We start from the raw sequence: 25,150 nt of genomic DNA on the forward strand, positions 1-25,150 counted from the left end.
AACACCATGGCATTGACCAGAGAACAACTCGCCCAGCGCGTAGCAAAAGAATTACAAGATGGCTTTTACGTTAACCTAGGCATTGGCATCCCTACCCTAGTGGCCAACTATATTCCTGATGGCATACAAGTGATGTTGCAGTCAGAAAATGGTTTATTGGGCATGGGCGAATTTCCTACCGAAGCCAATATAGATGCAGATCTTATCAACGCAGGTAAGCAAACGGTGACCGCAGTAAAAGGGGCTTCATTTTTTTCATCAGCAGAAAGCTTCGCCATGATCCGCGGCGGTCATGTCGACCTCACCGTGCTGGGCGCATTTGAAGTGGATATTAACGGCTCAATCGCCTCATGGATGATCCCCGGAAAACTCATTAAAGGCATGGGCGGCGCGATGGATTTAGTCGCCGGTGCTGATAATATTATTGTCACCATGATGCACGCAGACAAATACGGCAACTCTAAACTATTGTCAAAATGCGAGTTACCGCTAACCGGTTACGGCTGCATTAAACGGGTGATGACCGATTTAGCTTTTATGGAAATTAAAGAAGGTGCGTTCCATTTACTTGAGCGCGCGCCCGGCGTTACCGTTGAAGAAATTGTGGCCAAAACCGCTGGTAAGTTAATCGTCCCAGTACACGTACCTGAAATGACGTTTTAATTGCTATTAAACGGTCAAGATCAACAAAGCCCGCTTGTTTTTATATAACCAATGATGCGGGCTTTGTTATACCACTATCATAATATTATCGGCTTATTCCTCTGCCGGGACCACCAACACATTACTGCGCATGCGGCCTAAAATGGATTCAGCGGTATTACCAATAATGCGGCCTAATAATCCCTGTCGTTGCCGCGCACCAATAACAAAAAATTGGCTTTTTAATCGACAAGCCAGTTCAAATAAACACAGTTCAGGTTCACCCGAGATAATATGCATGCAATCAGAATCAATGCCTATGTCGGCAATTTTTTGCTTATGTTCTGCATAGGCTTTTTTGACTAAGGCATTAATGTCGAGTATATCCATGTCGCGAACAATTTGCGGTATTCGTAACACATAAGCGACATGTAACTGAGTTCCCGTCGCTTTAGCAAGCTGTTTACCATTGGCAATAACTGCGTCATTAAGTCGTTGTTTAGCTGGATGACTAGTACCTAAATCTATAGAAATGAGTGTGGTGTTGCCATTATTGAGCGGATTGTTTGTTAACAGTAATAGTGGCATTTTAGTATGGCGAATTAACTGCCAATCGGTAGGCAAATAATAATCAGCATGATGGACCGCCTTGACCATAAGATCAAAACCATGACGCGCTGAGTGATCACAAGCATGCTCAAAAAGATACTTACTCCATATCACGTGCAACGGAACATCTTCGGCATCAAGCGAATCTAAATGCTGTTGCAGTTGCCGTTCTCGTTGCGTCATTAATGCCTTTTGTGCAACTCCGGCTAAACGAGGGTTATCACAGTCTGATCCAGTTAAATAGGCGTAAGTGTAAGCAAAAACCTCAGCCTGTTTATTAAGACTTTTTGCCAATGATAATCCTAGGGCAATGGCATCGGTATGCGCTTGTTCCATTTGAGCAATTACAAACATTTTGTTCATCCAACTCTCCTTGTGATGTCACTCTTTATCTGATAAAACAAAAATCTGTAGACCAACTTAATAAAGCTAATCAGTTTATTCGCACCTATTCCCCCCTCTAATACTCCCCCAACGAGAATGAGGTTAACAACTCAGTAAAACGTGAGCTAATAACTATCTTTAGCTTAGCCATTAGCGTAAGTTTGTGCTTGAATATCGGTACAAAAATTGATCGGAATCAATTTTATTAGCGCAACTCGGTTCAATTACATTCTGCTCAACTTAGAGAGGGATAGATGGCAATAGACAGCTTTGTTATGTCGCTCTGTCTCATTCTTATTGTAGGTAGAATATTGGGTGAACTTAGTGACCGACTAGGATTCCCGAGCGTAGTGGGTGAAGTCACTGCGGGGATATTAATCGGCCCTTCACTGCTAAATTGGGTTACCCCTCACAGCACGTTAGCCATCATCGCTGAGCTCGGTGTTATTTTACTGTTATTTGATATTGGCTGTGAAACATCCATAAAAAAGCTAGCCCATTCAGGCAACAAAGCCGTCAAGGTCGCCCTATTAGGTATTGTCATTCCTTTAATCGCTACGGGATTAGCAAGCCTTTACTGGCTATCGATACCTCCTTTTACCGCATTATTTTTTGGCTGCGCCTTGACGGCCACCAGTATTGGTATTTCGGTGCGAGTATTGACATTAAACAATCAAACCCAAAGTACCGCTGGACAAATCATTCTTGGCGCGGCTGTCATCGATGATATTATTGGAGTGATATTACTGAGTGTATTGTTTAATTTTTCTTCATCCGGTGAATTATCCATAAGCTCAATATTGATATTGTTTATCATGATTGCCTGCTTTATTATCCTCAGTCCGCCACTGGTCAGGATCATTATCTATTTAACCCGCTGGTTGCAGCTTAAAACGCGAATGCCTGGTTATGAAGTTTTTGTGGTGATGGCAATGATTTGCTTATTTGCTTGGTTAGCACATTGGTTTGGTACCCCAGCAATTTTAGGTGGATTTGCTGTAGGTATGGGCTTGTCACGGCAATTTACCTCGCCGTTAAATCAATACCTAAAAAACCCTTTTACTTATACCCATAAACTGGAACAATCAGCAAAGCCGCTAGTGCAGCTGTTCAGCCCGATTTTTTTTGTTTATGTCGGTATTAGTCTGGATCTAAGTCAACTTGATATGAGCTTCACCGGCTTGATATTACTCGCTTGGTTAACCTTAATCGCGGTGGCGAGTAAATTTATCGCCGGATTAATGGCCAGCTCAAACTGGCAAGATAAACTCATCGTCGGTTCGGCAATGGTGCCAAGGGGGGAAGTGGGATTGGTGTTTGCAGAAATGGGCCGTCAGCTTGGCGTTATTCAAGCAAAAGAATTTGCCATTTTAGTAATGATTATCGCCCTCACGACCCTGATAGGGCCACTTATTTTGAAATATATCTTGAGTAGAAAAACCTAATCACAATACACTCAGTCCCGTTCACCATCATAAATGAGCACGATGAGCAAAGAGTGGCGCGGTTATTGCCATAGTTAGTTCAATAATAGCTGCACCGCTTTATCTAAATTTGGATCATCGGGATTGGATGTATTGGTCACCCATGCAATGTGACCACTACGGTCAATAAATACTGTCGTCGGTGTGCCTCTAACACCATACAAGTTAGCAACTTTATCACCTATGATGAGCGTCTTCATTCCTAAACCTCGATCGAGCAAGCTTTGTCTGGGGTTGGCGCCATCGTCTTCGTTAAAACTAATTCCAATCATCTGCAAGTCTGTATGCTGATATTTCAGCCGCAGCTTTTCTAAACCGGGCTGAAGCTTTTTACAATATGGGCACCATGTGGCCCAAAAATGCACAATCACAGGTTTACCGGCGTAATCATGTAAATTAAATGGCTGGCCATCTGCCCGAGTTAGTTCAAAATTTGGAGCAATACGCTGATCCACTTTGGCCACCGCATCAGCGGCGCGTAAAGGTATAAAAGACAACAATAACAATGCAAATATAAACAATGCAGAAACACTGACTACAGGCCAAATAGATTTCATCACTCGCCCCTTTTAATAGATTTTTTCTGTTGATAAATGAATAAAACAATCTCAAATCGGGATAATAAGTGGTTAACAAACCGCTCTTTGTTCTGCGAATAAGGAAAGTCTGACATTGCAGACTTAAAATAAATTCGTTCTTATCGATTTATCCCATCTGTTATTCCGAGTTGAGATTATACAGACCGGACAAAACCCATTTTGTGTTCGCTTGCTGTGTATAAAAACGCTTTCATTAGTACTGATCTTTTCAAGCCCAAGTAAGGTATTAACATAGCGGTAAGCAACAGATAGATTAAAGAGTAAATAAATCGTTACAGCTTCGCCAAAAAGATAAGTTTACCCTGATGTAAAAAACTGAGTTTTTACTCGAATTTGCGTATGTTAGATAAGCATACATAATCTGATTCGACCAGTAGCAATGGTTACGACTTGTTACCGAGACCAAACTTAAATATAACATAACCAAGGAACGACCTTATGCCAATTTACCAAGCTCCACTTCGTGATTATCAATTCATTCTGTCTGAACTGCTTAATGTTTATCAACAAACTGATTTACGCGGCTTTGATGAATTAGATGCAGATCTCACTGATGCAATTTTACAAGGTGTCGCCGACTTCACTACCGACATCATGTTGCCTCTCAATGCTAGTGGTGACTTGGAAGGTTGTAAACTGGTCGATGGCAAGGTCATTACCCCTTCTGGTTTTAAGCAAGCTTATAAGCAATATGTAGAAGATGGTTGGGCCACATTAACTTGCGATCCTGAGTTTGGCGGCCAAGGTCTGCCAGAAGTTATTGGCACATTTGCCACCGAAATGAAAACGGCTACTAATATGGCTTTTGCTATGTATCCAGGGTTAACCCATGGTGCTTATTCGGCTATTCATGTGCACGGCAGTGATGCATTAAAGCAAAAGTACTTAGCCAAGCTAGTCAGTGGCGAGTGGACCGGCACCATGAACTTAACCGAGTCCCATGCTGGTACCGATTTAGCGTTACTTCGCACCAAGGCTGTCCCAGCCGGTGATGAGCTTTTTGCCATTAGTGGTGAGAAAATCTTTATATCATCTGGTGATCATGATCTTGCCGAAAACATTATTCACTTAGTATTAGCTCGCCTGCCTGATGCGCCAGAAGGCGTTAAAGGGATTTCGTTATTCGCAGTGCCTAAGTTTTTAGTCAATGCCGATGGCAGCCTAGGCGAAGCAAACACTCTGAGTGCGACAGGCCTTGAACATAAAATGGGAATTCACGGCAACTCAACTTGTGTAATGCATTTTGACGGCGCAATAGGCGAATTAGTTGGCGCAGCGCATCAAGGCTTAAAAGCCATGTTCACCATGATGAACCAAGCGCGTTTAGGTGTCGGTATTCAAGGTTTAGGCGTATCCGATATTGCTTACCAAAATGCATTGGTCTATGCCAAAGATCGTATTCAAGGCCGCGCCTTAAGTGGTGTTAAACAACCTGAGAAAGCCGCAGACTCTTTGTTAGTGCATGGTGACATTCGACGTATGTTGTTATCACAAAAGTCTTTCAATGAAGGTACACGTGCGCTAATGGGCCAACAGGCGTTATGGCTTGACCAAGTAGAACGTCATGCAGACCCTGAAAAAGCTAAACAAGCTAATGCACTTGCCGCCTTGTTTACGCCTATTGTTAAAGGCTTTGTCACCGACCAAGGCTTTAAAGCTTGTGTTGATGCCCAGCAGGTTTATGGCGGGCATGGGTATATTAATGAATGGGGTATGGAGCAGTATGTGCGTGATATTCGTATCGCGATGATTTACGAAGGCACAAATGGCGTACAGGCTCTCGATTTAGTTGGCCGAAAACTACTGAGCGACAAAGGCGCAGCATTAACGGTATGGTCGGGCATGGTGAAACAGTTAATTCAAGAAAACGCTAGCAACGAAGCCATGAAGCCTTATATTGCAGGGTTAATGGATGCGGCGGGCGATCTTGAAAAAGCCACTGGCTTTATAGTGCAATCAGCCAGCAAAAAACCAGACCTTATTGGCGCAGCATCAATGCCGTATATGCAACTCTTTGGCATTACCGCACTCGCTTGGATGTGGACCCGTGTGGCGGCAACATCATTGGCCGCATTAGAGGCTGGCACTGAAGAAGCCGAGTTTTATCAAGCTAAGCTTAATACGGCAAAATTCTTCATGAGCTACTGGGGCAGCCAAACTCGCAGCCTACGCAAACAAATTGAGTCTAGCAGCGCCGATATTGTCGATTTCGCAGAAGCCGACTTTTAATCACGGTATGATGCTGTCAAAACAACCGTAAAAAATCCTAAAAAAAACCGCTTCAATATCCATTGAAGCGGTTTTTATTTTATTCTGTCGCAGTAATTAAGTGTTAATCCCACAAAAATTCGCGAAAATGTTTACGGCAAACCGACTCGTAACTTTCATTACCGCCAATCTCAACTTGCTCACCTTCGCGCATTGGATTACCTTCATGATCAAGGCGAACCACCATGTTGGCTTTACGGCCACAATGACAAATGGTTTTCAGTTCGACTAGCTTGTCTGCCCACGCTAATAAGTAATGACTTCCCGTAAACAATTCACCTTGAAAGTCATTGCGCAAGCCATAACATAACACCGGGATATCGAGGTTATCTACAACATGTGTTATCTGCCTGACTTGGGCTTTACTTAAAAACTGACATTCATCAATCAATACACAGTGAATTTTTTGCTCATGATTCGAAGTCGAAATTAACTCAGTTAAATTATCGGTGCTACCGAATACCTGTGCCTCAGTTTCAATACCAATACGCGATGCCACTTTACCAACACCATAACGATTATCTATTGATGCCGTCATCACTAACGTGTGCATACCGCGCTCACGATAATTATAAGAAGACTGCAGTAATGACGTTGATTTACCGGCATTCATCGCCGAATAGTAAAAATACAGTTGCGCCAAAGTTAAGCGTCCTAATGTTTAGCCAGATAATATCGTCCATATTACCTTTTCTAGCATCGTAATGAAAAACAAAAATGGCGTATTCGTTACCCATACGCCATTTTTCAATGCGACACAAAGTGAGACCATTCAGCTGAACAAGACCATCATTTACAAAAAGCAGCCTTATTCATATCGCGCATTTTCTAGCCCAAAAGCGCAGGATCACAATACTGATCACAAATAATATCGAGCAACAAACAAGCCCGGCCATTAATGAACCGGTAAAACCAAGTACGATATAACCCACTAAACTAATCAAGGCCGCAATAAGTGCATAAGGCAACTGAGTCACAACATGGTCAATATGATGGCAACTGGCTCCGGTTGATGACAAAATCGTGGTGTCTGAAATAGGCGAACAATGATCACCAAATACAGCACCAGAAAGCACCGCTGCCAGCATAGGTAACATCATAGTGCTATCACTGCCCATCGCCATATCGGCCGCTATCGGTAGCATAATGCCAAAGGTGCCCCAACTCGTTCCGGTTGAAAATGCGGTAATGCCAGCTAATAAAAATAACATTGCTGGTAACAAAGCAAATGGAATGTTGTCAGTAGCCAAACTGGCCATGTACTTACCGGTTTCAAGCTGACCAATTACGCTGGAAATAGTCCAAGCAAATAATAAAATGTAAATTGCAGGTAGCATTGAACGTGCACCAACAGACATTCCTTTGAACAGCATAGTCAGCTCAACTTTCTGCTGGAACGCTAACAATACGGTGACAATCAATCCCACTAAAGATCCAAAAAATAGAGAAAAACTGACGTCTGTATTTTCGAATGCGCCTAACACACTAAACACTTGGTCTTTGGCTACTAATGCCTCAGCGCCACTGGAAACCATAAAGTAAACGGTCGCAAACACTAATATGGCGATAGGTAAAAACAACCCAATCACTTTACCGGTGTCAGCTTCCGGTAAATCGGTCACGGCGCCAGGTGGCTTGCCTTTTGATTCATCAAATAAGTTACCTCGAAGTGCATTAAATTCATGCTGGCGCATTGGACCCACATCTAAGCCAAAAATCGCCACACACACTAATAACAGTAACGAGAACAACGCATAAAAGTTCATTGGGATCATTTGAATGAACACACTTAGATGACCAGAATCAGCAAAACCATGTGCCGTTAAAATACCGCCAATGAGCGCAATAATATATGCCCCCCAGCTCGATACAGGAGAAATAACGCAAATAGGAGCTGCAGTAGAGTCAAGAATATAGGCGAGTTTAGCGCGTGAAATATGATATCTGTCTGTAATAGGTCGAGAAATAGAACCCACAACTAAACTGTTGAAGTAATCATCAATAAAGACTACACAACCGAGAAAAATGGTCATTAACTTAGCATCACGCTTATTACGAATGCGCAGTTTAGCCCAATCGGCAAACGCTCGAGCCGATCCACTCACGGTGATCAGCGCAGTGATCATCCCAAGTACAATTAAAAACCCTAGAATATAGACATTCCATGAACTCAGTTCACCGTCTTTCCAGACAAGCTGGCTAGCGGTTTGCACGATATACTCACCCGTTCCAACCAGCGAAAACTGAGTGAGCAATAAGGCACCAAAAATAATACCTAAACCTAAGGATAATAAAACTTTACGGGTTAATATGGCTAACGTAATTGCCACAAGAGGAGGCAATACAGAAAGAGCCGAATCGGCATAACTTGTCATCATAATAGTTAATTTATGTCTTCGCTGGATACGAATGAAGCAACACTAGAAATAAGACTAAGCATACACAGAAAGCATATGCACAACTTACTAGTAGCACTCCACAGCAATACCCATTTAATATGAATATCATTATTTTTATCTTATCGATAAAAAACACCATGACAGTGCAGTCCCTTTCAAGAACTGCCCCAACAAATGCGCTTGATAGACCCATTTGCTTCGGCATTGCATCCTTTTATGTTGAATTATTGGCATCACCCAATTCAACATGACTTTTATGCAACGCACCTCTACTTTTGTTGTTTGCACTTAAAGCTCATTACAAACAGCGCGAACATACAACCATAAGTAGCATATGCAATGCCAGTAAAAAAACACTTAACGGAAGTGCAAATAACAATAACACCAATTTAAACTACAACCTCTTAGCATTAATGTAACGTTTTTACATAAAACACACGCTAGCGTAACGGGCACAGAAATAGCAACGGCATACAAGCGTCGACATTTGGACAGAAACCTCTTTTCAAGATCAGGATAGATCCAGTAATAATCCAAAAGTAATCCAATAAAAAGGTTTCTACCTTATGAGTAGAAACCTTTTAGAATCAATCGACAAGACGCTCAATAACACTTCTACATCAGTAGCCATTGCTGACTAGATCAACTCGCATCTCTCTAATTTAAGCCCGATTATACGAGATTATTCAGTGCTGGTACCGCTTCAAATAAATCGGCAACCAGTCCATAATCAGCCACTTGAAAAATAGGTGCTTCTGGATCTTTATTAATCGCTACAATCACTTTTGAATCTTTCATACCGGCAAGATGTTGAATCGCACCAGAAATACCTACCGCAATATACAAGTCAGGTGCGACAATCTTACCCGTTTGACCCACTTGTAAATCGTTTGGCACAAAACCAGCATCCACAGCCGCACGAGATGCGCCAACAGCCGCGCCTAGTTTATCTGCCAATTGCTCTAATAAAGCAAAGTTCTCACCGTTACCCATGCCACGGCCACCAGACACAATAATGCCTGCATTACCGAGTTCAGGACGGACTGATTCAGTTAACGATTGAGATACAAATTCAGTGCGGGCATCAATTGCTTGGCTTAAGTTTATCGCTTCAGCACTGCCTGTTGAGGCCGCAGCATCAAAGGCACTTGAGCGCACAGTCATGACTTTCTTGGCATCCAAGCTCTGAACTGTAGCAAGTGCATTACCAGCATAAATAGGGCGTACAAAAGTGTCACTGCTTACCACTTCAATCACTTCAGAAATCTGAGCAACGTCTAATAATGCTGCCACACGAGGTAAGGTATCTTTACCTACGCTCGAAGCCGCAGCCAAAATGTATTCGTAATCCGCCGCTATTTCAACGACCAGTTTTGAAACATTTTCAGCTAATTGAGCACCATATAATGCCGCATCTGCTACTAAGACTTTACTCACACCCGCTAAACTTTGTGCTGCACTTACCGCGGCAGAACAATCAACACCAGCAACCAATACATGAATATCACCACCAATGGCTGCAGCAGCGCTAACCACTTTAGCCGTATCAGTTTTCAGACTGATATTATCGTGTTCTGCTAATACTAAAATGGTCATATTAGATCACCTTCGCTTCATTTTTTAACTTATCAACTAGCTCTTCAACAGAAGACACCATGATGCCTGCTTTACGCTCAACAGGAGGCGTAACGCTTAGTACCGTTTGATGTGTCTTTAAGCTCACACCAAGATCTGCTACCGTCATTATCTCTAATGGCTTACGCTTAGCCTTCATAATATTAGGTAATGAAGCATAACGAGGCTCATTCAAACGTAAGTCAACCGTAACAATCGCAGGTAATGGCATTTTTAAGGTTTGTAACCCACCATCTACCTCACGGATAACCGTAACAATATCACCCTCAACGTTGACTTCTGATGCAAATGTTGCTTGTGGCATATCAGTTAAAGCCGCTAACATTTGTCCAGTTTGATTGTTATCGCCATCAATTGACTGCTTACCAAAAATAATTAATTGCGCTTGCTCTTTTTCTTGCACCGCTTTTAAAAGCTTTGCTATAGACAACGGCACTAGCTCTTCATCGGTTTCAATATGAATCGCTCGGTCTGCACCTAATGCCATTGCTGTTCTTAATTGTTCTTGCACCGCTTTAGAACCAACACTCACTACCACAACTTCAGTAGCAATACCGGCTTCTTTTAAGCGAACAGCCTCTTCTATCGCAATTTCGCAAAATGGGTTTAACGCCATTTTAAGGTTTGTCATATCAACACTTGTGTTGTCAGCTTTTACTCTGACCTTCACATTGGAATCGACTACGCGTTTAACTGGCACCAATACTTTCATAGGGTTTCCTTCCTACACCTTCAATGCATTTGGACAACACATTGGCGTTTGCCAATGCAAGATGGGTTAACTTTACGTTCTGTTAACGTGAACGTCAATCAAAGTCAAACGCTTGTTTACATATTTTTTGTTGTTATGGTGGCAATCAAACTAAACAAACAGAGTTGAATTAGGGCTTAATGAGAACGCTGAGTTAAATTTTATTTCATAAACAGATAATTTAATTTGATTCAATGCCAAATAGTTTCTATTATTACATCTATATTCAGTATTTATTTAGCTGTATTGGTAATAATTAGACAAATAATCTGATTTATATCTGATTTAGATTAAGAATAACGACTAAATAAACCATCAGTGGCACTGAAACGTTAATAACTTTATATCTTATAACTGTTTATTTTTATAAATCAATCATTAGGAAACTACATATCATGAGTGACTTTTTACACATATTAACCCACGGTCGCCGTTTTAAAGCTGCAGTAAAAGAATTGTCGCTTGATGATTTGCGTGAAGCCGCTGCAAAATTAGAAAAAATTATTGCCGAACGTCAAGAAGAAGAGAAATTAGAACTCGAAGCTAATGCTGAGCGTAATGCACGTATTGCTGAAATTCTTGCCCAAATTCAAAACAGTGGTTTATCAATTGAAGATTTAGGTGAAGTTACCTCTTCAGCTAAAACGTCGACCAAAAAACGTGCGCCACGTCCACCAAAATATCAAATCACCATTGATGACAAATTAATTCAATGGACTGGTCAAGGGCGTATGCCAACCGTATTCAAACAACAAGTTGATAGCGGAAAGAACATGGCTGAATTTTTAATTCCTGGTATGGAATAATTTTTCTGACTTAATGGTTAACAACACAATTACCCCTTAAATTTGAAAAGAGCTTACTTCGGTAAGCTCTTTTTTTATGGCCTTTAATCGCTTTATCATCGCCATCAGACAAGGTAAACTCACCCTTGTTGATCCATTTCCCATTAATAGAAGGTTACGGCTATGACTTTTCCTCTTAAACCTATTTTTATTATCTCCGGTATCGCATTATTATTGAGTGCTTGTGCAAGTGATTACACATTCAAAAGTAATTTAGACAGTAAAAATATCAATGATTACTTTAAAGCCAGTGATGTCCAATTATACGAAGGTAACCAACTACCAAAAGGACCGTTTGCAGTATTAGGCTTAGTTGAAGGTGAAGCCTGTCAAGAAAGCAGCCAAGATGCACCGCCACAAATGGCCGTTGCACGTACTAATGCTAGAAGAGCAGCAGCCGATTTGGGCGCTAATGGATTCGTGGTTAAAAGTTGCTTTATTCTTGCAGAAGCGGACACCAGTTGTTTTAGTCGTGCACTATGCGTAGGTCAAGCCATTAAAACGCCTACAGAAAAATAATAACTCAATATAATATATTGGTAGCCTGTAAATGATGAGTGCCCATATAATACTCATCAAGATTTTTTATATTTTATGTCTGATTTCCTTTTTATGTTTAATCCAGGTATTGCATGACACAAGGTAACGATCAACACGGTCAAACAGATCCTATAAATAACAGATCTCGCGTTCCATTTAGCAGCCAATTAAATGCTGTTGCAATATGCCGAACACCTTATAAACAAAAGTTTGGTATTCCGCGTCAGCCCGGCTTAGTCGATGTGGTTGGTTATATTGAATTTGAACCTGCTTTTAATCACATTGATGCCGTCAGAGGGATAGAACAAAACTCGCACTTATGGTTATTATTTTGTTTCCATGAAAATATAGCACAAGGCTGGAAAACGATGGTACGCCCTCCCCGTTTAGGTGGTAATGAAAAATTGGGCGTATTTGCCACACGCTCAACGTTTCGCCCCAATGGTATTGGCCAGTCAGTGGTCAAACTCCATGGCGTGGTTCAACGCAAAGGTAAAGTCTGTTTAATAATATCGGGGATGGATTTATTAGACGGTACTCCTATCATTGATATTAAACCGTATATTCCTTTTTCTGATGCCATTGTCGATGCAAAAAGCGGCATAGCCCAAGATGCTCCCGTACTTATTGCGGTAACTTATACCGCAATAGCGCTGACACAAATAGCTCAATATGCTGCTATAGAACAATACCAAGGCTTAGCCGAATTAATTAACGGGGTATTATCTCAAGACCCGCGACCCGCTTATAAAAAAAATAAAGATGACCCCAAATTATATCAAGTTGCATTGTACGATTTAGATATTTTTTGGCATATCACTTCTCAAGGTATCGAAGTATTAGAGCTTAAACCGACCAAAGTGACATTATTAAAGGATTAAGCCAATGACAGACATTGATTACCAAGCTCAACACAAAAAACGTTTGTCATGGATGCCATGGCTGTATTTTTCGCTTAAAACAAAACATTTAGCATGGGCAAAGCCCTGGCAAGATGACATTCAGCAGCGGTTGCGTCAGCTTGAAACCATTCATATTGGTGAACAATGCTTTATAGCGCCACAAGCTCAGCTTTTTGCCGAACCCAGTAGAGACATCAGCATTGGAGATCAATGCATGATTGCCGCCGAAGTGTTTATGCATGGTCCAATCACCCTAGGCAATGAAGTGGCCATTAATCATGGTTGTAGCTTAGATGGCGGCCGCAACGGCATCAAAATTGGCAGCCAAACCCGCATAGCTAATAACGTGACTATATATGCCTTTAATCATGGCATGTCACCCGACACCCCCGTTTATCAACAACCCGCAACATCAAAAGGTGTCGTGATTGGCCAAGATGTATGGATTGGCGCTCAAGCAGGCATTGTTGACGGTGTGACCATTGGGGATCATGCTGTTATTGGTATGGGCTGCATTGTCACAAAAGATGTTCCACACTACGCCATTGTTGCTGGTAATCCTGCCCGAGTCATTGGCGATAGACGTAAAAAATAACCTCAAATTGGAATAGAAGATGAGCTAAATCGACAAAAACGGATTGACTTCAAGTCTGCAATATCAAACTTTCCATTTGTTTACCAACAAGGCGCATTGATGCGTCAATAGCGTGCCTATAGCAATTTAACGTCTACGTGAATACAACACAGATAGCAGGACAAAGAGTGGTTTGATAACCGTTTATTATCCGGCGCGGAAGTTAAATAATAATATCCCGCCATTAAAGCACCACAAAGCCTACTTTTGAGTCGAATTAGCAGGTGACATCATTGAAGCAGGTGCTAAAATGATGCTCATTCATAGTAACTATTTTGGACATTGGGAATGCGAGTTAGCAAGTACCTGCTTTCAACACAAAAAGAAACCCCTGCAAATGCAGAGGTGGTTAGTCATCAGTTAATGTTACGTGCCGGTATGATCCGTCGTAATGCTTCAGGTCTCTACACTTGGCTACCGTCAGGTTTACGTGTATTACGTAAAGTTGAAGCTATTGTTCGTGAAGAAATGAACAAAACAGGCGCTATCGAAATATTAATGCCGTTAGTACAACCTGCTGATCTATGGGTTGAAACAGGCCGTTGGGACAAATTTGGTCCTGAGTTATTGCGTTTCCAAGACCGTAATAATCGTGACTTTGTATTGGGACCAACCCATGAAGAAGTGATCACCGATTTAGTCCGTAAAGAGCTAAACTCATACAAACAACTGCCGTTAACACTATACCAAGTACAAACCAAATTCCGTGATGAAGTACGTCCACGTTTTGGCGTCATGCGCGCGCGCGAATTCTTGATGAAAGATGCCTATTCTTTCCATTTAGATCAACAAACCATGGACAGTACTTACCATGCAATGCATACCGCATACAGCAATATACTGACTCGTATGGGCTTATCGTTCCGCCCTGTACTAGCTGATACGGGCTCTATTGGTGGCAGCATGTCGCATGAATTCCATGTGCTCGCAAGCAGTGGTGAAGATTTAATCGCTTATTCAACGGGCAGCGACTATGCCGCTAACATTGAAAAAGCTGAATCACCTATGCCAACCCAAACACGCGCAGAGCCAACTGAAGCAATGACGTTGGTCGCGACACCTAACGCAAAAACAATTGCCGAATTGGTTGAGCAATTTAATGTCGTCATCACCCAAACAGTTAAAACCTTAATTGTTAAAGGCGCGACTGAAGAAGCACCATTGGTGGCATTAGTTATCCGTGGCGATCATGAACTTAACGAAGTCAAAGCCGACAAGCTTGAATTAGTCGCATCGCCATTTGAATTTGCATCAGAAGCTGAAATTCGAGAAGCCGTTGGCGCAGGTCCTGGTTCTATCGGACCTGTCGGCTTAACTATGCCGATTATTGTTGATCACAGTGTTACTGTGATGAGCGATTTTGCCGCAGGTGCTAACGCTGAAGATAAGCATTATTTCGGTATCAACTGGGAGCGAGATTTCCCTTTAGCAACCGCTGCTGACATTCGTAATGTGGTTGAAGGTGAACCGACCCCAGATGGCCTTGGTACTTATGCAATGGCTCGTGGTATTGAAGTCGGCCATATTTTCCAGTTAGGAACAAGTTACTCTACATCAATGAATGCCACAGTGTTAGATGAAAACGGCAAAGCACAGGTGTTGTTGATGGGTTGTTATGGTGTCGGCGTGAGCCGTATTGTGGCTGCTGCCATTGAGCAAAACAACGATGATCGCGGCATTATTTGGCCAGAAGCAATTGCACCATTCACGGTGGGTATTTTACCCATGAATATGCATAAATCCCATCGCGTTGCTGACATCGCTGAAAAACTTTACCAAGACTTAGCGGATGCCGGTATTGAAGTATTAATGGATGATCGTAAAGAACGTCCTGGTGTTATGTTTGCTGATATGGAATTAATCGGTTTACCCCATGTTGTGGTTATTGGCGACCGCAATATCGATGCTGGCGTATTTGAGTACAAAAATCGTCGTACTGGTGAGAAACAAGATATCCCATTTGATGAGATTGTGGCGTTTTTAACCAAGGCCGCTAAAGGTTAACCCTTAATAATTAACAACAATACATTTTAAAAACGCACTTTATGGTGCGTTTTTTTATTGCTTCAAGAAAAACAGATGATACCTTTTTGATCAGTAATATTTAATGTTCAATGCTTTATGCTTACTGTTTACTCATAGACTGCTTACTCGCATTAAGATGAGAAACAGACGATAAATAGCATAGTCGACTTATTGGTAACTGGTATAAACTCGAAAAAGAATTCATACTAAAATAAGTACATTTAAAACATTAAGGATAGATATTGTCAGTATCAACAGCATTAGTTTTAGGTGGCGGTGGGGCAAGAGCTGCGTATCAAATAGGCGTATTGAAAGCGCTAGTGCAGTTTTACCCACGCAACCATAATGTCCCATTTGATATCATTTGCGGGACATCGGCAGGAGCCATTAACGCAACATCTCTGGCAACCCACGCATCTTGCTTCCATTTGGGCATAAAAAAACTGGATTGGGTGTGGCGTCATTTTGAAACCCATAAAGTCTATCGGGCTTCCATCCCCCAAGTGTTAAGACATTTGGGCCGAATGGCAATCAAAGGCTTACAAGACGACAAGGTGAGTACGGACGCAGCAAGCCTACTTGATAATCAACCATTACGTGAATTATTGGATAAACTTATCGATTTTAAAAGAATCGACCGCAACATCAGTAACGATGCACTCAAGGCAATAAGTGTCGACGCCTCGAGTTATAACAATTCACGATCATATAGTTTTTATCAGGGCAATAAACACATTGAAAATTGGCAAAGTGCTAAACGAAGTGGTATTCGCAGCTTATTAAATACTGAGCATTTACTCGCAAGCTCTGCTATCCCAATGGTCTTTCCATCAATTAAACTTAATCAGGCTTATTATTGCGATGGGTCAGTCCATCAACTCTCTCCCTTATCAAGTCCGGTCCACCTTGGTGCCAATAAAATATTTGTTATTAATTTAGAAAGTCCACACAAAAATGTCCCTATCGAGTTTGAATATCATCCTAAAACAGCAACAATAGGAGGACATTTATTAGACACGATTTTTTCGGATACATTAAACAGTGATTTAGAAAGGTTACAGAGAGAAAATCAAACATTGTCATTCATGTCGAAAGAAGGACGTGACTCATTAAATCTTCGCCATATAGAGACATTGGTCATAAAGCCCAGTCAAGATCTCAGCCGAATTGCGGATCGATTTTATGATGACATGCCATTTGCAATCAAAATCTTATTGAAGTTTTTTGGCATTAATCGACAGTCAGATTCAAGTATCGTCTCATATCTATTGTTCGAAAAAAGCTATACCACAACCTTGATTGATTTGGGTTATCAAGATGCAATGGATAGAATAGATGAGATAAAACAATTTTTTGATATCCCGACTAAAGTTTAACCATTAAAGCGCAAAATATATGCGTTAGCTATATTTTAACGCCAGGATCGGTTGATGATAAAAGCACGAGTACACTCTGGTCACCTATTATCAAGTAATCCTTATGATACTGGTTTAACTTGAGTCAAATAGCCATTTAAAAATAATCTCTTAAAACGATTTGTTAAAAACAATCGTTTAAAAATAATCGTTTAAAAAAAATAACTTAAAAACAATCATTTAAAATAGTATCACCTACTCTAGAAAATCCTTTTGTAGTTTTTTATCATTGAGTGTAGACACATAACACCAAAACTGCTGAGGATAATATGCACGACAATTTTGTATCTAAAGGGGGCTTAGATGAAAATTTATGCTTAGTACTCGGATGGGTAATCTTAGGCTGCAGCCAACCGACTAAACAATCTCACGATTGATATAGCAACAAGCTGCAAAGCAACCTTGCAATGGCAGGTGTTTATCGTGGCATGTTCCCTTGCCCAAACTCGAACTTACATGCACCATCCACACCATAGGTTTAGACAGCGATCCTCATCCCTATCGAGGTAAAGGCACCTTCAAATAGGATCAAACGAGTAATATTATCATTTAGATCGCGACCATATTTATCGAGTCTATTCAGATCCCTTATCTTTATTAGATGTTAAATTTCAGCGAATTAAAGGCCCTGATGCAGAGCGATATAGCCTTGATATAATTGAAGGCTTAGGTAAATAACACCCATAACAAATCTGCTTAATTGATTTTAGCTGTGCTAAAATTCACTTATGAATCACTTAAAGAAAGATTGATGAGAAAAGGTATTTTATTAGCTGGAGGTTTAGGCACTCGACTATTTCCTATCACCCAAGTTGTCTGTAAACAGTTATTACCCGTTTACGATAAACCTATGGTTTATTATCCGCTATGCACATTGATGCAGGCTGGTATTACAGAGATTTTGCTTATTTGCACGCCTACCGATCTGCCTCTTTTTAAATCACTGCTGCACAATGGCCATCAATGGGGTATTAACATTGAATTTGCAACACAAGCAAAGCCTAAAGGACTCGCACAAGCACTCATTATTGCTGAACATTTTCTAAATGGTAGTCCTTGTGCAATGATTTTAGGGGATAATTTATTTTATGGCCATCAATTACAGCACACTCTACAATCAACGAATAAAATATCATCTGCCACCGTCTTTGGTTATCACGTTGCTAATCCACAAGCTTATGGGGTTATTGAGTTTGATAAACATAATCAAGTACTTTCTATTACAGAAAAGCCCGCTAAACCCAAATCAAATTTTGCCATGCCAGGGCTGTATTTTTTCGACAACAAGGCAAGCTATTACGCTAAGCAAGTCTTCCCCTCTGAAAGAGGAGAACTCGAAATAGTGGATGTGATAAATCAATATCTTGATAATAATAATCTTCAAGTCAATATCTTAGGCCGAGGAACCGCTTGGCTAGACACTGGTACACCCGATGCCATGGCAGAAGCGACACAATACATAGCTGCAATAGAAAAACGCCAAGGTTTAAAAGTGTCCTGCCCTGAGGAAATAGCCTATTCGATGGGATTAATTGATCAATTACAACTCAAAAAACTGGCTAAGCCACTGTTAAAAAGTGGTTATGGTGAATACTTACTGTCTCTATTAAATAAGAATTTTCCAGATGAAATGGATTAACACTCAACTCAAAGACGTGATGATTTTTAGCCCACGTAAGTTCATTGATGAGCGTGGATTCTTTATGGAAACGTTACGCCAAAACACCTTTAGTGACGCGTTTACTCAAAACAACTTAGATGTTCCTCAACTAGTCCAAGAAAATCAATCGCGTTCTATTAACAATGTCTTACGTGGACTTCACTTCCAGCAACACTTCCCTCAAGGTAAATTAATCCGGGTAGCAAGAGGAAGCATCTTTGACGTTGCTGTCGACATTCGTCAAGGGTCTACAACGTATGGTCAGTGGATAGGCCAAGAAATCTCAGACGAAAATGGCTATCAAATGTGGATCCCTGCGGGATTTGCTCATGGCTTTTACGTATTGTCTGACATCGCTGATGTTATTTATAAATGTTCACAATATTATCGACCAGATGATGATCAAACCATCGCATGGAATGATCCCGTGCTCAATATTCAATGGCCATTAAAACAACACCTTGCTCCTCTCGTCTCAGACAAAGATAACCCGATGCTAAACCCTAAGGTTATCTCATTTGGCCTAAAACAATGACACACAGAAACGAACAAGCACTCGCAATACTGATTACTGGTGGTTGTGGATTTATTGGATCGGCACTAATCAGATTTATCATTAATTTTACCCATCACAGTGTCATTAATATCGATAAGCTGACATATGCAGCGGATCCCAGCAGCCTTAAAATGCTAAACCAAAGTCAACGATACCATTTCATCGAAGGCGATATCTGTGATGCTCAATTATTAACCCAAGTATTTAATCGGTTTCAACCCGACGCCGTCATGCATTTAGCGGCAGAGACTCATGTTGATCGATCCATTTCAGGTCCTGCAGAATTTATTCAGACTAATATAGTCGGTACTTATCAACTTTTAGAAGCCAGCAGACAATTTTATAATGGTTTATTGAGCGCTAAGGCTGCACGATTTCGCTTCCATCATATTTCGACTGATGAGGTATTTGGTGACTTACCCGGCACAGGCTTTTTCAATGAGCAAAGTGCTTATGCACCCAGCTCACCTTACTCAGCAAGTAAAGCATCAAGCGATCATCTAGTCAAAGCCTGGTATCGAACCTATGGTTTACCCATTTTAATCAGTTATTGTTCTAATAATTATGGCCCATACCAACATCCAGAAAAACTGATCCCATTGACCATTACCCGCGCTATAGCGGGTGAGCAAATTCCTATCTATGGTAATGGTCTACAAATTCGAGACTGGCTTTATGTCGATGATCATGTTGAAGCTTTACTGACAATATTAACCTTAGGCAACGTGGGTGAAACCTATACGGTAGGCGGCAATAATGAGCAAACTAATATTGAGGTAGTGAGGTCGATTTGCGCACACCTTAGCCAATTACTCCCGGATCATCGCCTTGCTAGTGGCAATGGCTTTACCTCACTCATTGAGCATATTGAAGATAGACCCGGACATGATCGTCGCTATGCCATTGATGCCAGTAAATTGGCCACAACATTGAATTGGACACCTAAACATACCTTCTTTAATGGCTTATACCGCACTGTCCAATGGTATTTGGCTCACGTTCAATGAAAATATTAACCTTTGGTCAAACAGGTCAACTAGCCCGAGCCTTAAAACGTACTCAGCCTAATACGGTGGAACTGATCCAGCTCAGCCACCAACAAGTTGATATTACTCAGCCACAACGTATTGACGAAGCATTGGCTTATTATCGACCCAATATCATCATTAACTGCGCAGCCTATACCAACGTCGAAAAAGCCGAAATCAACCCTGAGTCCGCGATAAAAACCAATGCATTAGCCGTTGAGTATATCGCTAAAGCGGCCAGTGCTTATGGGATTAAACTGATCCAATTGTCAACAGATTATGTATTCGATGGCGGCTCATCGACACCTTATTTGGTGACACAAAAACCAGCGGCTATTAATACTTATGGGCAATCAAAATTACTCGCAGAAGCAACACTACTGAGCTACCAATCTGATCTATTTTGCATTGTACGTACCTCTTGGCTTTACCATCATACTGGCAATAATTTTCTGACCACTATGCTGAAGTTAATGTCACAGACGCATAATCAGGCAGCCATAGGCTCAAGTAAAGAAAACCCGATTAATATTGTTAATGACCAAACCGGCAGCCCGACAATGGTTGATGATCTTGCGCGTTTTTTGTGGAAACTGTGTTTACAAAAACAATGGTCAGCTATTTACCATTGGAGTGATGCTGGCATATGCACTTGGTATGAGTTTGCACAAGCGATAAAAACACAAGCGATAGGGTTAGGCTTATTACGTCAACCGATTTATTTACAGCCTATAACATCAGAACAATATGCTTCAATCGTCAATAGGCCAGTATTTAGTGCGCTAGATAGCGGTTTATCACACACCATTGCCACACAAAACCCCTGGCAACAACAATTATCCCTATGCCTAAATGAACTCAAACACAGCAAAGAATGTTTATTTGTCGCCAAAAATTGAATTGTCATTTCTACGTGCAATAATTTTTACCATCAAGGATTAAATATTTCGCTTTAGCTTATTATTAACTTTAGGTAAAAAAGGGGTTGTACCAAAAAAGGTACAGTTATCTGGAATGTTAAAAATGTCACACTCATTTGAATTTGATGAAGACGATGCGCCATGGGGCGATAACATCGAGGGAAAGGGAAAACCAAAATCGAAAAAAGTAAAACAACGCCGCCGAGATACCAAGCGAGGCTACTTTGACGATAATCCAGAAATGGAGTTAGCGCCTCCTAAGTGGAAATAATTTAACCGCATTGTCTCATCGAGTTTAAAAAGCAAGTTACCTGTAACTTGCTTTTTTATTGTCAAAAAATGACCTTGAGAGACTCACGAGCATTTAAATGACCTCAACTTGGAATAAGATATAGGCTAAACCGATAGCAATAAGTCTCTTTCAAGTCAGGCTATATTAAACGTGTCATTTGTTTTACCCGCAAGGCGAATTGAAGCTAAATAACAGCATACGTGATAATCGTCGAGGCGCTGGACAACGTTAACCAAAGGCTAGCCCAATGTTGACTCAGTGCATTTCGATGTAAGCAATGCCGCACCTTTACAGATACAATATGGTGGCCAATCCCAAGAAGGTAAAAAAACCTACCACGTCGGTGACAGTGGTGAGAATGACCGATCCTGATAATGCCGCATCTTGATTAAAACGTTGTAAGATCATTGGCACCATAACACCCGCAATAGCCGCAACCGCCATATTAATTAAGATGGCACAACCAATTACAATGCCCATTATCGTATCGTTAAACCACCACCCGGCAACAATACCAATGACAATCGACCACAACATGCCGTTAAGTGCACCGATCCCGAGTTCGTTTTTCATCAACGACATCACGTTACCGGCAGAAATCTGCCCCATTGCCATACCGCGGATCATCAGTGTTAACGATTGGCTACCAGCAATACCGCCCATTGAAGCCACAATAGGCATCAATACCGCTAATGCCACCACTTGCGACAACACATTTTCAAATAATCCAATGGTCGCAGAAGCTAAAAAAGCAGTGAGTAAGTTAATCCCTAGCCACACTGCACGACGTTTTGCTCCCACCATAATTGGAGCAAACAAATCGTCGTGTTCATCCATACCTGCGGTTGCCATTAATTGTGCTTCGTAATGTTCACGCACTAGGGCTGTAGCCGTTCTCAGTGTCATTCGGCCAATCAATATACCGTCATCATCGACAACCGGTAATTCAAGCTCACGACTATGCTCAATGGCTTCGGCCGCTTCGATCAAAGATGAGTCGGCAGAGATCACCCGGCTGTCTTCCCATATTAATACCTGTAATTGGGTATCAAGATCGGTCGTTTTAAAAACATCATAACGACGCACTGTCCCTAGATATTTATCGTTATTATCCACCAAAAAAAGGTGGTCATTACAATCTAAATCAATTCGACGAAAAAAACGTTGCCCTTGCGCGACCGTAGACGTAAGACTTAATGCCAACATTTGGTGATCAGCATAACGACCGATTTCATTATCAGAATATTGATCATACAGTTCGAAGTGCTTGCGCTGACGCTCCCCCATCTGTGCTAATGCACGATCGGTAATATTGTCTGGTAACGTATCACTCCACTCGATAAGATCTTCGGGACTTAATTGCGAAAAGAGTAAGTCTAACTCCTCGTCTGGCATTTTTTTCACTATGCCTAAACGAGGATCTGCACGCATTAAGTTTAAAACGTCAACACGCTCTTCTACATCAACTTGCTGCCAACGTTCATAACGCTCATCCAGCGGTAACGATTCTAAAAGTAAAGCAATTGTACCTGGTTCAGCTTCAGTCAAAATCTCACTGAACATTTCGGCCTGCTCATCACCCTCGGCTTCCGTTAATAAATGTACCACGTGACTGACATCAGCTTGTGGCTGCGAATTGGAGTCGATTTCATCTTCAGAGTTAAGTTCGTTCTTCAATTCATTCATAAGCCCGTCCTTAATCCTTGATAGTAAATTATGCGCAAACTATATTGAAATTAGTATTTATAAGCAAATAGATAAATTAAGTTGCGCGCAACTTAATTGCCAGCCAACCATATTTGTATTATAGTTTACTTTTCATATAAGGAGCTTCACATGACCGCTGCAATTTACCCTATTATCGTAAAAGACATTCAAGGCAAAGACGTTGTTATGGAGGACTTTAAAGATAAAGTTATCCTTATTGTTAACACGGCAAGTAAATGTGGATTTACACCGCAATACAAAGGTCTTGAAGCCTTATATCAACAATATAAAGATCGTGGTTTAGTTATTTTGGGGTTTCCTTGTAATCAATTCGGTAAGCAAGAGCAAGGTAATGAAGACGAGATCAGCCAATTTTGTGAACTCAACTTTGGGGTTACGTTTCCGCTATTCAGTAAAATTGATGTTAATGGTGCTAATAGTCACCCCTTGTACCAACACCTTAAAAAGTCTGCCAAAGGCCTTTTGGCTAGTGAGTCTATCAAATGGAACTTCACTAAGTTCTTAGTCGATAAACAAGGAAATGTTATTGAACGTTATTCGCCAACCACTAAGCCAGAAGACCTTAACGTTATTATTGAAAAGCTGCTAAGTTAGCCGTGGCTTTTACCTGTAATCGAATACCGTTAATCCATAATGTATGCGAGTTTGCTTTGGGCGATTGATGTCATGTTAATCGCCTTACTTTACTTCTTGGGGCATAGGCGGACGCTCCATGACCATGTTAAGTCAATAACATTTCCATTTAACGATATGCCCGAATTGAACATGCTCAAATTAAATACGCTCAAACCACAAGAAACACATTACAAAACACATCAAAACACATCAAAACACATCAAAACACATCAAAACACATCAAAACTTAAGTTTATGATAAATATGCAATATAAAATAAACATCATTATTTGGCTAAAAAAATACATTTATATTGAACTTTTAAACCACCACGTACTCAAACTTAGTAACAGTGATATTCACTTTTGTTCATCATCTCCCTGGGACTTCTAGCGCGGTCCCCTTGATCGCTAAGTCGATCGATAGGCAATTATTTGATTGCCTTTTTTTATGTCTATAGATTTGATCGCATATTTACCATTTATTGAACTTTCTAGAGGCGTTGTGCCACTATTTGTGTCTTACTTATAATAACTTACCTCAACAGGGGCTCATAACCCGTTATCAAACAGCGCTTTTGCCGCGGTCGAAGTTGTATCGACTTGCAATAGATCTTGTTAGCAAAAGACATGGAAAGTTTAATATTACAGACTTTAAATAGACCCTTTTTTAACAAGTTATCCGATCGCCTTTCAGAATTGAGATTAAGTAGGACTTGTTAAGTGTCATCACGACACACTAACAATCGATAACTAAGTAGAAAACATACTGTACATCTCGATTAACACCCGTGTATATCGAACCACTTTCGACCATCAAAGATGAACAAATCCTCGCAATTAATGATGTTTAAATTTAGTACATCATTTAATGAACTTTTCCAAATAGCCCTAGTCATAGTATATGTAGCAAGTAAGAACACGAACTCACTAAACGTCTTCCTCCAACGGTTTAGTGTGTATTCAAAGCTCTTATTTACTTGCCACTACAGTTTATGTTTATTGTTCATCATCATCCCTATTTGGGGAGTGTTAACACGCTAGCGCACCGTTATTCACAACCCACAAAGAACGACTTAGGCAACCATATTGGTTGCCCTTTTTTTAGGTTAATTTTGTGAATTCTCTTTACGTATTGGTATAATACCAATCCGCATTAGACTTTACCCATATTGGCCCAGTCTCGTGTGCACAAACTTTTTACCCTGTCCTTACACTGA

At 40.9% G+C, this 25,150-nt stretch carries 22 protein-coding genes and 1 riboswitch; of the genes, 15 read left to right on the forward strand and 7 right to left on the reverse strand.

The window, feature by feature from the left end; genetic code table 11:
• Positions 1–6 precede the first annotated feature (6 nt).
• Entirely contained in the window at positions 7–663 is a 657-nt protein-coding gene (locus tag AAEY93_RS17200; protein ID WP_351078583.1) for a 3-oxoacid CoA-transferase subunit B, read from the forward strand.
• A 93-nt stretch (positions 664–756) separates the two neighbouring features.
• Here the strand turns inward: AAEY93_RS17200 and AAEY93_RS17205 are convergent, their stop codons facing one another.
• Entirely contained in the window at positions 757–1,614 is an 858-nt protein-coding gene (locus tag AAEY93_RS17205; protein WP_351078586.1) for a universal stress protein, read from the reverse strand.
• Between the two features lie 275 nt (positions 1,615–1,889).
• Here AAEY93_RS17205 and AAEY93_RS17210 point away from each other — a divergent pair, with 275 nt between their 5' ends.
• Positions 1,890–3,080 carry a cation:proton antiporter gene (locus AAEY93_RS17210; protein WP_351078589.1) on the forward strand — a complete coding sequence of 397 codons (1,191 nt, stop codon included), beginning with the start codon at positions 1,890–1,892 and terminating at the stop codon, positions 3,078–3,080.
• A 74-nt stretch (positions 3,081–3,154) separates the two neighbouring features.
• On the opposite strand, the gene AAEY93_RS17215 is transcribed toward AAEY93_RS17210, so the two are convergent.
• Positions 3,155–3,676 (reverse strand): TlpA family protein disulfide reductase, encoded by a 522-nt coding sequence (locus tag AAEY93_RS17215; RefSeq protein ID WP_351078592.1) that lies wholly within the window; start codon positions 3,674–3,676, stop codon positions 3,155–3,157.
• Between the two features lie 480 nt (positions 3,677–4,156).
• On the opposite strand from AAEY93_RS17215, the gene AAEY93_RS17220 reads away from it, so the two are divergent.
• Positions 4,157–5,947, forward strand: coding sequence for an acyl-CoA dehydrogenase C-terminal domain-containing protein (locus AAEY93_RS17220; protein WP_351078595.1), 1,791 nt, complete (start codon positions 4,157–4,159; stop codon positions 5,945–5,947).
• Positions 5,948–6,050: 103 nt separating this feature from the next.
• Here AAEY93_RS17220 and AAEY93_RS17225 read toward each other — a convergent pair whose 3' ends face one another.
• From AAEY93_RS17225 to AAEY93_RS17240, 4 genes are all read right to left on the reverse strand, one after another.
• Positions 6,051–6,629: a thymidine kinase gene (locus AAEY93_RS17225; RefSeq protein ID WP_101030177.1), complete on the reverse strand. Its 579-nt coding sequence runs from the start codon at positions 6,627–6,629 to the stop codon at positions 6,051–6,053.
• 169 nt (positions 6,630–6,798) lie between these two features.
• Positions 6,799–8,364 carry a Na+/H+ antiporter NhaC family protein gene (locus tag AAEY93_RS17230; protein WP_351078598.1) on the reverse strand — a complete coding sequence of 522 codons (1,566 nt, stop codon included), beginning with the start codon at positions 8,362–8,364 and terminating at the stop codon, positions 6,799–6,801.
• Between the two features lie 83 nt (positions 8,365–8,447).
• Positions 8,448–8,665: riboswitch (Lysine riboswitch) on the reverse strand.
• A gap of 392 nt (positions 8,666–9,057) precedes the next feature.
• The gene (locus AAEY93_RS17235) at positions 9,058–9,981 is read right to left on the reverse strand and encodes an electron transfer flavoprotein subunit alpha/FixB family protein (RefSeq protein WP_124013944.1); all 924 of its coding nucleotides are present in this window, start codon (positions 9,979–9,981) and stop codon (positions 9,058–9,060) included.
• A 1-nt stretch (position 9,982) separates the two neighbouring features.
• Positions 9,983–10,732, reverse strand: a complete 750-nt coding sequence (locus AAEY93_RS17240) for an electron transfer flavoprotein subunit beta/FixA family protein (RefSeq protein ID WP_101030174.1) — start codon at positions 10,730–10,732, stop codon at positions 9,983–9,985.
• Positions 10,733–11,166: 434 nt separating this feature from the next.
• Between AAEY93_RS17240 and AAEY93_RS17245 the strand changes: the two genes are divergently transcribed.
• The 11 genes from AAEY93_RS17245 to AAEY93_RS17295 all read left to right on the forward strand — a co-directional run bounded on the left by AAEY93_RS17245 (position 11,167) and on the right by AAEY93_RS17295 (position 21,567).
• Entirely contained in the window at positions 11,167–11,577 is a 411-nt protein-coding gene (locus tag AAEY93_RS17245) for an H-NS histone family protein (RefSeq protein WP_124013945.1), read from the forward strand.
• 162 nt (positions 11,578–11,739) lie between these two features.
• Entirely contained in the window at positions 11,740–12,135 is a 396-nt protein-coding gene (rcsF, locus tag AAEY93_RS17250) for an Rcs stress response system protein RcsF (protein WP_124013946.1), read from the forward strand.
• 113 nt (positions 12,136–12,248) lie between these two features.
• Positions 12,249–13,037, forward strand: a complete 789-nt coding sequence (tsaA, locus tag AAEY93_RS17255; RefSeq protein WP_101030171.1) for a tRNA (N6-threonylcarbamoyladenosine(37)-N6)-methyltransferase TrmO — start codon at positions 12,249–12,251, stop codon at positions 13,035–13,037.
• Between the two features lie 4 nt (positions 13,038–13,041).
• The gene (locus tag AAEY93_RS17260; protein WP_124013947.1) at positions 13,042–13,653 is read left to right on the forward strand and encodes an acyltransferase; all 612 of its coding nucleotides are present in this window, start codon (positions 13,042–13,044) and stop codon (positions 13,651–13,653) included.
• A 327-nt stretch (positions 13,654–13,980) separates the two neighbouring features.
• Positions 13,981–15,696: a proline--tRNA ligase gene (locus tag AAEY93_RS17265; protein WP_124013948.1), complete on the forward strand. Its 1,716-nt coding sequence runs from the start codon at positions 13,981–13,983 to the stop codon at positions 15,694–15,696.
• Positions 15,697–15,959: 263 nt separating this feature from the next.
• A complete protein-coding gene (locus AAEY93_RS17270) occupies positions 15,960–17,093 on the forward strand; it encodes a patatin-like phospholipase family protein (protein ID WP_124013949.1) in 1,134 nt (377 codons plus the stop codon).
• Positions 17,094–17,883: 790 nt separating this feature from the next.
• The gene (rfbA, locus tag AAEY93_RS17275) at positions 17,884–18,771 is read left to right on the forward strand and encodes a glucose-1-phosphate thymidylyltransferase RfbA (protein ID WP_124013950.1); all 888 of its coding nucleotides are present in this window, start codon (positions 17,884–17,886) and stop codon (positions 18,769–18,771) included.
• Positions 18,758–19,327, forward strand: a complete 570-nt coding sequence (rfbC, locus tag AAEY93_RS17280; protein WP_124013951.1) for a dTDP-4-dehydrorhamnose 3,5-epimerase — start codon at positions 18,758–18,760, stop codon at positions 19,325–19,327. Before rfbA ends, rfbC begins: the two co-directional genes overlap by 14 nt.
• On the forward strand, positions 19,324–20,355 hold the full coding sequence (gene rfbB / locus AAEY93_RS17285) for a dTDP-glucose 4,6-dehydratase (RefSeq protein ID WP_101030165.1): 1,032 nt from the start codon (positions 19,324–19,326) through the stop codon (positions 20,353–20,355). Before rfbC ends, rfbB begins: the two co-directional genes overlap by 4 nt.
• A complete protein-coding gene (gene rfbD / locus AAEY93_RS17290; RefSeq protein ID WP_351078608.1) occupies positions 20,352–21,275 on the forward strand; it encodes a dTDP-4-dehydrorhamnose reductase in 924 nt (307 codons plus the stop codon). Before rfbB ends, rfbD begins: the two co-directional genes overlap by 4 nt.
• A gap of 124 nt (positions 21,276–21,399) precedes the next feature.
• Positions 21,400–21,567, forward strand: a complete 168-nt coding sequence (locus AAEY93_RS17295; protein WP_101034621.1) for a small highly charged protein — start codon at positions 21,400–21,402, stop codon at positions 21,565–21,567.
• Between the two features lie 309 nt (positions 21,568–21,876).
• On the opposite strand, the gene AAEY93_RS17300 is transcribed toward AAEY93_RS17295, so the two are convergent.
• Positions 21,877–23,274 carry a magnesium transporter gene (locus AAEY93_RS17300; protein WP_124013954.1) on the reverse strand — a complete coding sequence of 466 codons (1,398 nt, stop codon included), beginning with the start codon at positions 23,272–23,274 and terminating at the stop codon, positions 21,877–21,879.
• Between the two features lie 150 nt (positions 23,275–23,424).
• On the opposite strand from AAEY93_RS17300, the gene AAEY93_RS17305 reads away from it, so the two are divergent.
• A complete protein-coding gene (locus AAEY93_RS17305; protein ID WP_124013955.1) occupies positions 23,425–23,910 on the forward strand; it encodes a glutathione peroxidase in 486 nt (161 codons plus the stop codon).
• Positions 23,911–25,150 lie beyond the last annotated feature (1,240 nt).

The organism is Shewanella sp. CAL98-MNA-CIBAN-0140 (genome assembly GCF_040309905.1).
Classification (GTDB): Bacteria; Pseudomonadota; Gammaproteobacteria; order Enterobacterales; family Shewanellaceae; genus Shewanella; species Shewanella psychromarinicola.

Excerpts from the sequence above, each read along its gene's own strand:
- AAEY93_RS17220 (WP_351078595.1), top strand. The coding sequence starts at position 4,157 with ATGCCAATTTACCAAGCTCCACTTCGTGATTATCAATTCATTCTGTCT.
- rfbD (WP_351078608.1), top strand. The coding sequence starts at position 20,352 with ATGAAAATATTAACCTTTGGTCAAACAGGTCAACTAGCCCGAGCCTTA.
- AAEY93_RS17245 (WP_124013945.1), top strand. The coding sequence starts at position 11,167 with ATGAGTGACTTTTTACACATATTAACCCACGGTCGCCGTTTTAAAGCT.
- AAEY93_RS17265 (WP_124013948.1), top strand. The coding sequence starts at position 13,981 with ATGCGAGTTAGCAAGTACCTGCTTTCAACACAAAAAGAAACCCCTGCA.
- AAEY93_RS17205 (WP_351078586.1), bottom strand. The coding sequence starts at position 1,614 with ATGAACAAAATGTTTGTAATTGCTCAAATGGAACAAGCGCATACCGAT.
- rfbA (WP_124013950.1), top strand. The coding sequence starts at position 17,884 with ATGAGAAAAGGTATTTTATTAGCTGGAGGTTTAGGCACTCGACTATTT.
- AAEY93_RS17215 (WP_351078592.1), bottom strand. The coding sequence starts at position 3,676 with ATGAAATCTATTTGGCCTGTAGTCAGTGTTTCTGCATTGTTTATATTT.
- AAEY93_RS17230 (WP_351078598.1), bottom strand. The coding sequence starts at position 8,364 with ATGATGACAAGTTATGCCGATTCGGCTCTTTCTGTATTGCCTCCTCTT.
- AAEY93_RS17240 (WP_101030174.1), bottom strand. The coding sequence starts at position 10,732 with ATGAAAGTATTGGTGCCAGTTAAACGCGTAGTCGATTCCAATGTGAAG.
- AAEY93_RS17210 (WP_351078589.1), top strand. The coding sequence starts at position 1,890 with ATGGCAATAGACAGCTTTGTTATGTCGCTCTGTCTCATTCTTATTGTA.
- AAEY93_RS17305 (WP_124013955.1), top strand. The coding sequence starts at position 23,425 with ATGACCGCTGCAATTTACCCTATTATCGTAAAAGACATTCAAGGCAAA.
- rfbC (WP_124013951.1), top strand. The coding sequence starts at position 18,758 with ATGAAATGGATTAACACTCAACTCAAAGACGTGATGATTTTTAGCCCA.
- AAEY93_RS17235 (WP_124013944.1), bottom strand. The coding sequence starts at position 9,981 with ATGACCATTTTAGTATTAGCAGAACACGATAATATCAGTCTGAAAACT.
- tsaA (WP_101030171.1), top strand. The coding sequence starts at position 12,249 with ATGACACAAGGTAACGATCAACACGGTCAAACAGATCCTATAAATAAC.
- AAEY93_RS17295 (WP_101034621.1), top strand. The coding sequence starts at position 21,400 with ATGTCACACTCATTTGAATTTGATGAAGACGATGCGCCATGGGGCGAT.
- AAEY93_RS17200 (WP_351078583.1), top strand. The coding sequence starts at position 7 with ATGGCATTGACCAGAGAACAACTCGCCCAGCGCGTAGCAAAAGAATTA.
- rcsF (WP_124013946.1), top strand. The coding sequence starts at position 11,740 with ATGACTTTTCCTCTTAAACCTATTTTTATTATCTCCGGTATCGCATTA.
- AAEY93_RS17300 (WP_124013954.1), bottom strand. The coding sequence starts at position 23,274 with ATGAATGAATTGAAGAACGAACTTAACTCTGAAGATGAAATCGACTCC.
- rfbB (WP_101030165.1), top strand. The coding sequence starts at position 19,324 with ATGACACACAGAAACGAACAAGCACTCGCAATACTGATTACTGGTGGT.
- AAEY93_RS17260 (WP_124013947.1), top strand. The coding sequence starts at position 13,042 with ATGACAGACATTGATTACCAAGCTCAACACAAAAAACGTTTGTCATGG.